Raw genomic sequence first — 12012 nt, forward strand, 5'->3', positions numbered from 1 at the left:
TCCCGGGGGGAGAGGGGGCCGACCGAAGTGTCTCGCGTTTTTTATCGACCTGTTACATCAAGTCGATTATGGATTCAGTAAAGTTTTTTCACGTTGGCGTAGTTCTGAAATATCCCGCATTCAGTCCCCTCTCCCTCGGGGAGAGGGTTAGGGTGAGGGGTTGCCTTAATTAGATATCCATTAAATAAAAGTGGTGATAGATCATGCGAATCCTTGTCGTCGAGGACGAGCTTAAAGCTGCCGAATACTTGCATCAGGGTTTGACCGAAAGTGGTTATATCGTTGACCACGCCGCCACCGGTGCCGATGGATTGCATCTGGCGCAACAGCAGGCGTATGACCTGATCATTCTCGACGTGAACTTGCCGGAACTGGACGGTTGGGGCGTGCTGGAACAACTGCGCCGCACCCACTCGACGCGGGTGATGATGCTCACCGCGCGCGGGCGGCTGGCGGACAAGATTCGCGGTCTGGACCTGGGCGCCGACGACTACCTGGTCAAGCCGTTCGAGTTTCCCGAACTGCTGGCGCGGGTCCGCACCTTGATGCGCCGCAGTGAAAACATCCCAGTCCCACAGGTGTTGAAAGTCGCCGATCTGGAGCTGGATCCGGGCCGGCATCGGGCGTTTCGTGGCGAGCAGCGCATCGACCTGACCACCAAGGAATTTGCCCTGCTGCACTTGCTGATGCGCCAGTCCGGCGAGGTGCTGACCCGCACGCAGATCATTTCGCTGGTGTGGGACATGAATTTCGACTGCGACACCAACGTGGTCGAAGTGTCGATCCGGCGCTTGCGGGCGAAGATCGATGACCCGTTCGACAACAAGCTGATCCACACCCTGCGCGGTGTCGGCTACGTGCTGGAGGCGCGGGAATGAAGCCGGCCAGCCTGTCGATGCGCCTTGGTTTGACGGTGAGTATTCTCGGCGCGCTGTTGGTGGTGTTTCTGGCGATCCTTGCCTATTTCGCCCTGACTCATGAGCTGAATGCGCTGTCCCGCGACAGCCTGCAAAAGAAGATGGCGCAGGTGGAACACAGCCTGTCGCTGTACATCGACGCCAACGAAGTCAGTGGCAAGCCGCACATTCTGCTCGATCAGGTCATGGGCCACGACAACCTGACGCTGACGATTTATGACCGTTCGAACCTGCGTACGCCGCTGCTCAAATCCGGCTCGGGACTCAAGGATCCACGCGCCGAATTGCGCGCAGTGCGAACCACCACCGAACAATTGGCCTATAGCGACAGCATCGATGACGAGGGCGCGAAGTTCCTTACCGCGTCGAAGCTGATTCGGCTCAAGGATGGCAGCAGCGTGCCGGTGCTGCTGTCGATGGACAACGCGCATGATCAGGCGCTGCTCAGCGCCTATCTGCGCTCGACGCTGATTGCCTTGCCGCTGTTGCTGGTGTTCATCGGCCTGACGGCGTGGGGCGCGGTGCAGCGTGGACTGGCGCCGCTGCGCGAGTTTCGCAAAGTGGCGGCGAGGGTCTCGACGCAGGATCTGGAGCATCGGCTGTCGGTGGTGAACATGCCGCAGGAGTTGAGCGAACTGGCGCAGGGCATCAACTTCATGCTGCATCGCCTCGATGCCGGGGTGCAGCAGTTGTCGCAGTTCTCAGATGACCTGGCGCACGAGCTGCGCACGCCGATCAACAACCTGATGGGCAAGGCCCAGGTGACGCTGTCTCGCGAGCGCACGAGTGAGGAATACCAGGACGTGCTAGTGTCGTGTACCGAGGAGCTGGAACGCGTGGCGCGGATTGTCTCGGACATGCTGTTTCTCGCGCAGGTCAGTCATCCGTCGGCACTGGCGCCGTTTGAATCGGTGGCACTGGAGGCGGAAGCGGCGAAGGTTGCGGAGATGTTTTCGCTGGCGGCGCAGGACAAGCAGATTCATTTGAATGTTGTTGGCAGCGCATCGGTGTTGGGCGATCGGCTGATGATCCAGCGGGCGATTTCCAATCTGCTGTCCAACGCGCTGCGTCATTGCCCAAACGGCAAAACCATCACCTTGCTGATCGAGCAAGGCGCGACGCAGGCTTCACTGCTGGTGAGCAATCCCGGCGCCGGCATCGAGGCGCAACATCTGCCGCACCTGTTCGACCGTTTCTACCGCGTCGACAGCGCCCGCTCGCGCTCACAGGGCAGCACCGGGCTGGGGCTGGCGATCGTGCGCTCGATCATGAGCCTGCATCAGGGGGTGGCGGAGGTGAAGAGCTTGCCAGGTGTCATGACCGTATTCCGTCTCGGTTTTCCCGCGGCGACACCCATGGCCACATCGCTTGCAGGCAAGCTCCCACAGTGATTTGCGGGGTACTCAGGTTTTGTGACCACCACTCAAACCTGTAGGCCTTCACCTGCTCGCGATGGCGGTGGGTCCTGCAACATCTGCACTGCCTGATACTGAGCCTTCGCGAGCAAGCTCGCTCCCACAGGGACAGTAGTCATTCACAAAATGTGTGGACACCGCCAAAACCTGTGGGAGCGAGCTTGCTCGCGAAAGCGTCGGATCAGGCGATATCCATGTTGAATGTCAGAAAGCAATCGCTTGCAGGCAAGCTCCCACAGTGGTTTCGGGTGCACTCTGAATTTGTAAGCAACACAGAAACCTGTGGGAGCGTGGCTTGCTCGCGAAAGCGGTAGATCAGGCAACAAAAAAACGGCACCTCACGGTGCCGTTTTGCTTTTCACACATCAACCATCACTTACGCGCATCCGCCCACGATTTCAGCAGTTCGTTGTAGCTCACGGTCTCGCCCTTCGGCTTCTCGTTGGCCAGTTTTGGTTTTGGTGCGCCCGGTTGGTCGAACCAGTATTGCGCGTCGCGTTCCGGGTTCATTTTCGGGGCGCACACTGCTTGCGCCTTGGAGCGTTCGAGGCGGGTCATGATCGCGTCCTGATCCTTGGCCAGGCCGTCCAGCGCTTGCTGCGGAGTCTTCTCGCCGCTGGCCGCTTCGGCGATGTGGCTCCACCACAATTGCGCCAGGCGCGGATAGTCCGGCACGTTGGTGCCGGTCGGGGTCCATTGCACGCGGGCCGGGCTGCGGTAGAACTCGACCAGGCCACCGAGTTTCGGCGCCAGATCGGTCATCGCCTGCGAGTTGATGTCCGACTCGCGGATCGGCGTCAGACCGACGATGGTTTTCTTCAGCGACACGGTTTTCGAAGTGACGAACTGCGCGTACAGCCACGCCGCGAGCTTCTGTTTCTCAGGCGTGGATTTCATGAATGTCCACGAACCCACGTCCTGATAGCCGAGCTTCATGCCCTCTTCCCAATACGGCCCGCGCGGCGACGGCGCCATGCGCCATTTCGGCGTGCCGTCGGCGTTGACCACCGGCAGGCCCGGTTTGGTCATGTCGGCGGTGAACGCGGTGTACCAGAAGATCTGCTGGGCGATGTTGCCTTGCGACGGCACCGGGCCGGACTCGGAGAAGGTCATGCCCGCCGCTTCCGGTGGCGCGTAGGCCTTGAGCCAATCGACGTATTTCTGCGTGGCGAACACCGCCGCCGGGCCGTTGGTGTCGCCGCCGCGGGTCACACTGGAACCAACCGGATGGCAGTCCTCGACGCGAATCCCCCACTCGTCCACCGGCAAGCCGTTGGGCAGGCCCTTGTCGCCGCCACCGGCCATGGAAAACCAGGCATCGGTGAAGCGCCAGCCCAGCGACGGGTCTTTCTTACCGTAGTCCATGTGCCCGTAGACGCGTTTACCGTCGATTTCCTTGACGTCTTCGCTGAAGAATTTGGCGATGTCTTCATAGGCCGACCAGTTCACCGGCACGCCCAATTCGTAGCCATACTTTTCCTTGAACTTGGCTTTCAGATCGGCGCGTTCGAACCAGTCGGCGCGGAACCAGTACAGGTTGGCGAACTGCTGGTCGGGCAGTTGATAGATCTTGCCATCCGGCGCGGTGGTGAACGAGATGCCGATGAAGTCCTTGATGTCGAGGGTCGGCGAGGTGAAGTTCTTGCCTTCGTTGGCCATCAGGTCGGTGATCGATTCGGTCTTGCCGTAGCGAAAGTGCGTACCGATCAGGTCCGAGTCGTTGACCCAGCCGTCATAGATGTTCTTGTCCGACTGCATCACCGTCTGCATTTTTTCCACCACGTCGCCTTCTTGCAGCAGGTCGTGGGTGAGCTTGATCCCGGTGATTTCGGTGAAGGCCTTGGCCAGCACCTTGGACTCGTATTCGTGGGTGGTCAGGGTCTCGGAAACCACTTTGATTTCCATGCCGCGAAACGGCTCGGCGGCCTTGATGAACCACTTCAATTCTTCGAGTTGCTGATCGGCCGTCAGGGTCGACGGCTTGAATTCACTGCCGATCCATTTTTTCGCAGCGTCTTCGTAGGCATCGGCCCAGGCAGATGCGCTCAAACCGCTGAGTGCCAGCAAGGCTGCCAATGAAATGCTATGTCGCAGCTTATTGTTTTTGTCGAACATAGAGACCTCCAGTTTGAGTTACGGAGCACGATTGCCGAGCGACTCGACTAGCCCCAGCGCATCACAACCAACAGCCACACCAGAGACAGCGCGGACGCTACCCAGATGCTCCAGTCGGTGACGCCGATTACCAGCAGATGCAGGTAGGCGCTGCCGAGAAGACCGATGAACAAGCGATCGCCACGGGTGGTGGCAATCGGCAGAAAACCGCGTCGCAGGATGCTCGGCGAGCGCAATTCCCAGGTGGTCATGCCCACCAGCAACAGGCCGATGGCGATAAAGAACCCCGCCGTGGGGGTGGTCCAGCTCATCCATTCCATCATGCGTTCCTCAGACCCGACCGAGGGCAAAGCCCTTGGCCACGTGGTTGCGAACAAACCAGATCACCAGCATGCCCGGCAGGATGGTCAACACCCCCGCCGCCGCCAGCACGCCCCAGTCGATGCCGGAAGCCGACACCGTGCGGGTCATCACCGCGGCAATCGGCTTGGCATTAACCGAAGTCAGCGTGCGCGCCAGCAGCAGTTCGACCCAGGAAAACATGAAGCAGAAAAACGCCGTGACGCCGATGCCGGAGCCGATCAGCGGGATGAAAATCTTCACGAAGAACTTGGGAAAGCTGTAGCCGTCGATGTACGCGGTTTCGTCGATTTCCTTGGGCACGCCGGACATGAAACCTTCAAGAATCCACACCGCCAGCGGCACGTTGAACAGGCAGTGCGCCAAGGCCACGGCGATGTGCGTGTCGAACAGCCCGATCGACGAATACAACTGAAAGAACGGCAACAGAAACACCGCCGGCGGCGCCATGCGGTTTGTCAGCAGCCAGAAGAACAGGTGCTTGTCGCCGAGGAAGCGAAAGCGCGAAAACGCATACGCCGCCGGCAGCGCCACACTCAGCGAGATCACCGTGTTCAGGCTGACGTAATACAGCGAATTGAGATAACCGGTGTACCAGCTCGGGTCGGTGAAAATCACCTTGTAGTTGTGCCAGGTGAAATCCTGGGGGAACAGAGTCAAGCCGCCGAGAATTTCGGTGTTGCTCTTGAACGACATGTTCAGCAACCAGTAGATCGGCACCAGCAGAAACAGGATGTACACCAGCAGCGGAATCAGCTTTCTCTTGCTCATGGCCGGGCCCTCAGCGGTTGGCGTCGGAATGGGTCATGGCGGTGTAGAACAGCCACGAAACCAGCAGGATGATCAGGAAGTACACCAGCGAAAACGCCGCTGCCGGCCCCAGATCGAATTGGCCGACCGCCATCTGGGTCAAGGTCTGACTGAGGAAAGTCGTGGCATTGCCCGGCCCGCCGCCGGTGAGCACGAACGGCTCGGTGTAGATCATGAAACTGTCCATGAAGCGCAGCATCACCGCGATCAGCAGCACGCTTTTCAACTTCGGTAATTGGATGTGCCTGAACACTGCCCACGCCGAGGCGCGGTCGATCCGCGCCGCCTGGTAATACACGTCGGGAATCGCCCGCAGCCCGGAAAAACACAGGAGCGCCACCAGCGACGTCCAGTGCCAGACGTCCATCACCAGCACCGTCACCCAGGCGTCCATGGTGTTGGCCGCGTAGTTGTAGCTGATGCCCAGTGCATTCAGGCTCGAGCCGAGCAGGCCGATGTCGGCACGGCCGAAGATCTGCCAGATGGTGCCCACCACGTTCCACGGGATCAGCAACGGAATCGCCAGGATGATCAGCACCACTGACGACCAGCGGCCCTTGGTCGGCATGGTCAGGGCGACGGCGATACCCAACGGGATTTCGATCAACAGCACGCAGGCCGAGTAGATGAACTGGCGCAGCAGCGAGTCATGCAGACGCGGGTCGAGCAGCACCTGCTTGTACCAGTCGGCGCCGACGAAGTAGCGGCTGGACTGGTCGAAAATGTCCTGCACCGAATAGTTGACCACGGTCATCATCGGGATCACCGCACTGAACGCCACCAGCAGGAACACCGGCAACACCAGCCACCAGGCCTTGTTGTTCTGCACCTTGTTCATGGCTGCACCTCTTCATCGGCTTCAAGCAGAAACTCATCGGCATAGACCATCAGCCACTGCGCCGGAAAACTGATATACGCCGTGCCCTGCGGCACCGGTTTGTCTTCGGCCAGACGCACCTTGAGCGGCGCGCCGTCGAGGTCGAGGGTGAGGATCTTGTAGGTGCCGAGGTCTTCGACGTGAACCACCCGCGCCTGCATCGCCTCGTCAAACGGCTCGTCCCAGACATGGATGAACTCCGGGCGGATGCCGACCTTCAGATTTTTCCACTGACCATGTTCGATATGCCGCTGCAAGGCGTCGGACAGTGGCAAGTGCGTCGAAGCGAAACCGACCCCGCCCGGCTGCGGCTGCACCTCGATCAGGTTCATCCCCGGGCTGCCGATGAAGTAGCCGACAAAGGTGTGAGTCGGCCGCTCGAACAATTCCCGTGGCGTGCCGAACTGCACGATCTGTCCGCCGTACATCACCGCGATCTTGTCGGCGAAGGTCGAAGCTTCGAGCTGATCGTGGGTGACGTAGACCATGGTGATGTTGAACTGCTCGTGGATCTGCTTGAGCTTGCGTCGCAGCTTCCATTTCAGATGCGGGTCGATCACCGTCAGCGGCTCGTCGAAGAGAATCGCCGAGACATCGTCGCGCACCAGGCCACGGCCCATGGAGACTTTCTGTTTTTCGTCGGCAGTGAGGTTACGCGCCTTCTTGCCCAGCAGGTTTTGCAGGTCGAGGACTTCGGCAATTTCCTGCACCTTGCTGTGCACTTTCGCCTCGGCCATGCCCTGATTGCGCAGGGGGAAGGCCAGGTTGTCGAACACGGTCATGGTGTCGTAGACCACCGGGAACTGGAACACCTGAGCGATGTTGCGCTTCTCCGGGGTCAGGTCGTTGACCGCTTTGCCATCGAACAGCACATGCCCTTGCGAGGGGCTGAGCAGGCCGGAAATGATGTTGAGCAAGGTCGATTTGCCGCAACCCGAGGGGCCGAGCAAGGCATACGCGCCGCCCTGCTCCCAAATGTGGTCCATCTCGCGGATCGCGTAATCGTCAGGCCCGCTCGGGGTTTTGCTGTAGCTGTGGGCGAGGTGCTGCAAACGGATTTCGGCCATCAGGCAACCCTCGCGACACGTTGGCCCGGTGCCTGCACCAGACGGCCCTGCGCATCGAACACGAACAGTTTGTGAGTCGGGATGTAGATGCGGATCGGCGCATCGACGTCGTATTCGTGAACCCCCGGCAGGTGCAGCACCAGCAGGAAATGCTCGTTGCGCACGTGCAGGAAGGTTTCCGAGCCGCTGATCTCCGCCACTTCGACGGTAACCGCCAGCTCCAGATCGTCATCGTTGCTCGGCACCAGCGAGATATGGCTGGGGCGCACGCCAAAGCGAAACTCGCCCTCGCCTACAGGACGCAGGTCGACGTTCAGCGGAAAGTGCACGAAATTGGCGAAGCTGACTTCGTTGCCGGCAATGCGCCCGGGCATCAGGTTGATCGGCGGTTCGGAGAACAGCTCGGCGGCCAACACGGTTTGCGGCTGGTGGTATACCGAGGTCGACGGGCCGCTCTGGATCACCCGGCCCTCGTGAAGAATGGTCGTGGTGCCGCCCAGCGCCAAGGCTTCGTTGGGTTCGGTGGTGGCGTAGATCGCAATGGTGTGGCGCAGCTTGAACAGCTCGCGCATTTCCTGGCGCAGTTCTTCGCGCAGCTTGTAGTCGAGGTTGACCAGTGGCTCGTCGAACAGGATCAGCTCGGCGTCCTTGACCAGCGCCCGGGCCATCGCCGTGCGCTGCTGCTGACCGCCGGACAGCTCCAGCGGATAGCGCTGCAGGAACTTCTCGATGCGCAGCATCTTCGCGGTTTCCAGCACTTTGCTATGGATTATTTCTTTGGAAACACCGGCCTGACGCAGCGGCGAGGCGATGTTCTCGAACACGGTCATGGTCGGGTAATTGATGAACTGCTGATAAACCATCGACACGTTGCGCAGGCGCACCGGGCGCTGGGTGACGTCGACGCCGTTCATCAGGATCCGGCCGCTGTCGGGCTTGTCCAGGCCTGCCATCAGGCGCATCAGGCTGGTCTTGCCGGACAGCGTGCGGCCGAGCAGAACGTTGAAAGATCCGGGTTCGAATTTCAGGCAGGCATCGTCGATCCAGGTCTGGCCCTCGACGGTGCGGCTGACGTGCTCCAGGGTGAGTGACATGGCTCGGCCTTTTTATTATTGGAGTCAAGCGACCTGTGCAGCAGAGCGACATTCGTGCCAGAAATGGCAAGTGGTTGATTTGTCGTGAAAAGGGCTGAAAACGCGGGGATCAGGCGTTCATTGCTGAACACATTTGAACAGCTGGGCGATTGACAATGAACAATTGTGAACAACACTCTATGAACGCTTTTTGCCCAGATTTCCTGAACACCGAAGCTCCAATGTGGGAGCGGGCTTGCTCGCGAATGCGGTGTGTCAGTCGATGTAAATGTGTCTGATATACCGCTTTCGCGAGCAAGCCCGCTCCCACAGTTTTGATCTGTGTTGGTTTTGAAAGCAGTGCCATAACAACAATAAAATGCCCTTCAGAGGCCCACCACCATGGCCGCACCTGCCCCGCCGCTGTCCCACGACGCGATTGTCCAGACCTCCTGGCAACGTTGCCGCGCCTTCGGCCTTGACCACCAGAGCGCCCCGGCCTTCGATCAATTGCCCGCCGCCGGCATCGCGCAGTTGCTCGACCGTCACCACGCGCTGGTGCAAACCACCCATCAGGAAGTGCTGCCGTACTACGAGAACATCCTCAGCAACTCCAATTGCCTGATCATGCTCGCCGACCATCAGGGTCAGGTGCTGACCTCGTGGGGCACTCAGCGCTTTATCGAGCCGAACCTGGCCCGAGGGTTTAGCGCCGGGGCGAGCTGGATGGAGCGCTGCAGTGGCACCAATGCGATCGGCACCGCGCTGGCCTGCGAGCAAGCGGTACACATCGAGCACGATGAACACTTTCTGAAAGCCAACCGTTTCATGACCGGTTCCGCCGCGCCGATTTTCGATGCCGAGCGCAAGGTTATCGCCGTACTCGACGTGTCCAGCGACAGCTATCTGCCGCCCTCGCACACCCTGGGCATGGTCAAGATGATGAGCCAGACCGTGGAGAACCGGCTGATCCTCAACCTGTTCCACGGCCAGCACTTTCAACTGACCTTCAACACCGGGTTGAACAACCTCGACAGTCAGTGGGCGGGTTTGCTGATTTTCGATGAGAGCGGGCAGGTGCTGTCGGCCAATCGCCGGGCGGACAATCTGCTCGGCGTGCGCCTGTCGCGGGTCAGTGTCGAGAGCCTGTTCAACGTGTCGCTGCTGGAGCTGTTGAATCAGCCCGACGGCTTGCCGTTCGCCCTGCAGACCTCCGGGCGCAACCGTTTTCAGTGTTTGTTGAAGCGACCGCAACAGGCAGCGGTTCAGCCTCGGGTATTTGCTGAACCGAAAAGCGCCGAAACGTCGCTCAAACCCGCGGGCGCCATCAGCCTCAGCACCCTGCACTTCGGTGACAGCCGGGTGGAAAAAGCCGTGCGTCAGGCCGAACGCCTGCTGGAGAAAGACATTCCGCTGCTGATCCACGGCGAAACCGGAGTCGGCAAGGAAGTCTTCGTCAAAGCCCTGCATCAGGCCAGCTCGAGAAGCAAACAGGCATTTATCGCCGTCAACTGCGCGGCGATCCCCGCCGAACTGGTGGAATCAGAACTGTTCGGCTATGAAAAAGGCGCGTTCACCGGCGCCAACCAGAAAGGCAGCATCGGCCTGATCCGCAAAGCCGACAAAGGCACCCTGTTCCTCGACGAAATCGGCGACATGCCGTTGCCGACTCAGGCGCGGTTGTTGCGGGTGTTGCAGGAGCGCTGCGTGCAACCGGTGGGCAGCAGCGAGTTGTTCGCGGTGGACTTGCGGATCATCTCGGCGACCAACCGCTCTTTACGCGAGCAAGTGCAATTGGGCCGATTTCGTGAGGACTTGTACTACCGAATTGGCGGTTTGACACTGGAACTGCCGCCGCTCAGAGAGCGCAGTGATAAAGAGGCGTTGTTTAAACGACTGTGGGAACAGCATCGTGAGCCGACGCAATGGGCCGGACTCAGCCGCGAAGTGCTGGAGCTGTTCGAGCGGCACCCGTGGCCGGGCAATTTACGTCAGGTCAGTAGCGTGATGCAGGTGGCACTGGCAATGGCCGAGGAGCAGCCAGTGCGGCCGGAGCATTTGCCGGATGACTTTTTTGTCGATCTGGAGATGGAGCCGGTGGAGAGCGTGCAGCCGCTGGGGCTGGATCTGAATGATGTGGAGGCGTTGAACCGCGAGTTGAAAGCAGCCGGGGGGAATATTTCGCATCTGGCACGGCGGTTGGGGGTTAGTCGCAATACCCTTTACAAGCGCTTGCGCCAGGCTGAGTGACAGGGTGGCTGAACCGGCCTCTTCGCGAGCAAGCCCGCTCCCACAGGGGATCCGTGTCGTACACAAAAATCAGACATGACAAAAATCCAATGTGGGAGCGGGCTTGCTCGCGAAGGCGCCAGCCCAGTCACCCCACAACTATCAATCCGCCCTCATTGACCGAACCGACTAGACTGTGACGAAATGTTTCAGTTTTTCGCCATGCCATTGATTCAGACACCTCCCTCCTCCTGATTTTCACAGGATAAGTGCTTTGACCAACATCTGTTCCACCGGCCTCGATATCGGCTTCGCTTCGCTGGACTACCTGCAGATCGGCTTCCTCGGCATCATTCAAGGCATCACCGAGTTGCTGCCCGTTTCCTCCACCGCGCATATGCGCATCGTCCCGGCCCTGCTCGGCTGGCCGGATCCCGGCTCGGCGTTTTCCGCAGCGATGCAACTGGCCGCACTGGCGGCGGTGGTCAGTTATTTCTGGCGCGATGTCCGCCAAGTGGTCGGCGGCAGCGTCGATGCGGTGCGCCAACGGGATTTCAACAACCGCTGGTTCATCCTCGCGGTGGCGATTGTGCTGGCGACCATTCCCATCGGGATTGCCGGGATCGCGTTGTCGTCGACGCTCAATGCCTGCAACTCACCCTTGCGCGGTCTGATGGTGATCGGGATTTCCTGCGTGGTCATGGCGGTGTTGCTGGCCGCTGCCGAACTCACCTGTCGCCATCGGCGCAGCGTTGACGAAATGCGTCTGCGCGATGCGCTGATCGTCGGCATTGCGCAGATTGGCGCGCTGATTCCCGGGGTGTCGCGCTCCGGCTCGACGCTGACGGCGGCGTTGTTTCTCAACTTCAAGCGTGAAGAAGCGGCGCGGTTCTCGTTCCTGCTCGGGCTGCCGGCGATCGCCCTCGCCGGTCTGAAGGAGTTGTGGGTGTTATTCCATGCCGACCTTCCCGCTGCCGTTTGGGGGCACCTGATTTTCGGTCTGGTGATCGCCAGCATCTCGGCGTTCTTCGCGATCTGGGGCCTGATGCGTTTTCTGGAGAAGTTCTCCACCTGGCCATTCGTCATCTACCGTGCGGTGCTGGGGATTTTCCTGATCGTCGCGGTCAGCACCGGCGCCTTGAGCTAAGG

At 60.0% G+C, this 12012-nt stretch carries 10 protein-coding genes; 4 read left to right on the top strand and 6 right to left on the bottom strand.

The genetic code is table 11. The features are described from left to right. Positions 1–203: 203 nt before the first annotated feature. Positions 204–878 carry a heavy metal response regulator transcription factor gene (locus tag M0808_RS17810; protein WP_003223767.1) on the top strand — a complete coding sequence of 225 codons (675 nt, stop codon included), beginning with the start codon at positions 204–206 and terminating at the stop codon, positions 876–878. Then, positions 875–2308 (top strand): heavy metal sensor histidine kinase, encoded by a 1434-nt coding sequence (locus M0808_RS17815; protein ID WP_247842030.1) that lies wholly within the window; start codon positions 875–877, stop codon positions 2306–2308. Before M0808_RS17810 ends, M0808_RS17815 begins: the two co-directional genes overlap by 4 nt. Before the next feature lie 396 nt (positions 2309–2704). On the opposite strand, the gene M0808_RS17820 is transcribed toward M0808_RS17815, so the two are convergent. From M0808_RS17820 to M0808_RS17845, 6 genes are read right to left on the bottom strand one after another with little or no spacing between them, the layout of a single operon-like run. Then, on the bottom strand, positions 2705–4447 hold the full coding sequence (locus tag M0808_RS17820) for an ABC transporter substrate-binding protein (protein WP_247842031.1): 1743 nt from the start codon (positions 4445–4447) through the stop codon (positions 2705–2707). 47 nt (positions 4448–4494) lie between these two features. Then, positions 4495–4767 carry a DUF2160 domain-containing protein gene (locus M0808_RS17825; RefSeq protein ID WP_027614647.1) on the bottom strand — a complete coding sequence of 91 codons (273 nt, stop codon included), beginning with the start codon at positions 4765–4767 and terminating at the stop codon, positions 4495–4497. A 10-nt stretch (positions 4768–4777) separates the two neighbouring features. Then, positions 4778–5578, bottom strand: coding sequence for a carbohydrate ABC transporter permease (locus M0808_RS17830; protein WP_247842032.1), 801 nt, complete (start codon positions 5576–5578; stop codon positions 4778–4780). Between the two features lie 10 nt (positions 5579–5588). Next, positions 5589–6455 (bottom strand): sugar ABC transporter permease, encoded by an 867-nt coding sequence (locus M0808_RS17835; protein WP_007961995.1) that lies wholly within the window; start codon positions 6453–6455, stop codon positions 5589–5591. Continuing rightward, positions 6452–7561 carry an ABC transporter ATP-binding protein gene (locus M0808_RS17840; protein WP_247842033.1) on the bottom strand — a complete coding sequence of 370 codons (1110 nt, stop codon included), beginning with the start codon at positions 7559–7561 and terminating at the stop codon, positions 6452–6454. The genes M0808_RS17835 and M0808_RS17840 overlap by 4 nt, the downstream gene beginning before the upstream one ends. Further along, complete coding sequence (locus M0808_RS17845) at positions 7561–8655, bottom strand: ABC transporter ATP-binding protein (protein ID WP_095138884.1); 1095 nt, start codon at positions 8653–8655, stop codon at positions 7561–7563. Before M0808_RS17845 ends, M0808_RS17840 begins: the two co-directional genes overlap by 1 nt. Positions 8656–9036: 381 nt before the next feature. Here M0808_RS17845 and M0808_RS17850 point away from each other — a divergent pair, with 381 nt between their 5' ends. Together M0808_RS17850 and uppP are read left to right on the top strand one after the other, a co-directional pair. Then, positions 9037–10884, top strand: a complete 1848-nt coding sequence (locus tag M0808_RS17850; RefSeq protein WP_135295430.1) for a sigma-54-dependent Fis family transcriptional regulator — start codon at positions 9037–9039, stop codon at positions 10882–10884. 253 nt (positions 10885–11137) lie between these two features. Beyond that, entirely contained in the window at positions 11138–12010 is an 873-nt protein-coding gene (uppP, locus tag M0808_RS17855) for an undecaprenyl-diphosphatase UppP (protein WP_134785993.1), read from the top strand. The last annotated feature ends 2 nt before the right edge of the window (positions 12011–12012 follow it).

The sequence above is a fragment of the Pseudomonas sp. MWU12-3103b genome, assembly GCF_023100615.1.
Taxonomy (GTDB): Bacteria; Pseudomonadota; Gammaproteobacteria; order Pseudomonadales; family Pseudomonadaceae; genus Aquipseudomonas; species Aquipseudomonas putida_A.

Bases quoted from the DNA above. Each gene is read 5' to 3' on its own strand.
- M0808_RS17810 (WP_003223767.1), top strand. From the start codon at position 204: ATGCGAATCCTTGTCGTCGAGGACGAGCTTAAAGCTGCCGAATACTTG.
- M0808_RS17815 (WP_247842030.1), top strand. From the start codon at position 875: ATGAAGCCGGCCAGCCTGTCGATGCGCCTTGGTTTGACGGTGAGTATT.
- M0808_RS17820 (WP_247842031.1), bottom strand. From the start codon at position 4,447: ATGTTCGACAAAAACAATAAGCTGCGACATAGCATTTCATTGGCAGCC.
- M0808_RS17825 (WP_027614647.1), bottom strand. From the start codon at position 4,767: ATGGAATGGATGAGCTGGACCACCCCCACGGCGGGGTTCTTTATCGCC.
- M0808_RS17830 (WP_247842032.1), bottom strand. From the start codon at position 5,578: ATGAGCAAGAGAAAGCTGATTCCGCTGCTGGTGTACATCCTGTTTCTG.
- M0808_RS17835 (WP_007961995.1), bottom strand. From the start codon at position 6,455: ATGAACAAGGTGCAGAACAACAAGGCCTGGTGGCTGGTGTTGCCGGTG.
- M0808_RS17840 (WP_247842033.1), bottom strand. From the start codon at position 7,561: ATGGCCGAAATCCGTTTGCAGCACCTCGCCCACAGCTACAGCAAAACC.
- M0808_RS17845 (WP_095138884.1), bottom strand. From the start codon at position 8,655: ATGTCACTCACCCTGGAGCACGTCAGCCGCACCGTCGAGGGCCAGACC.
- M0808_RS17850 (WP_135295430.1), top strand. From the start codon at position 9,037: ATGGCCGCACCTGCCCCGCCGCTGTCCCACGACGCGATTGTCCAGACC.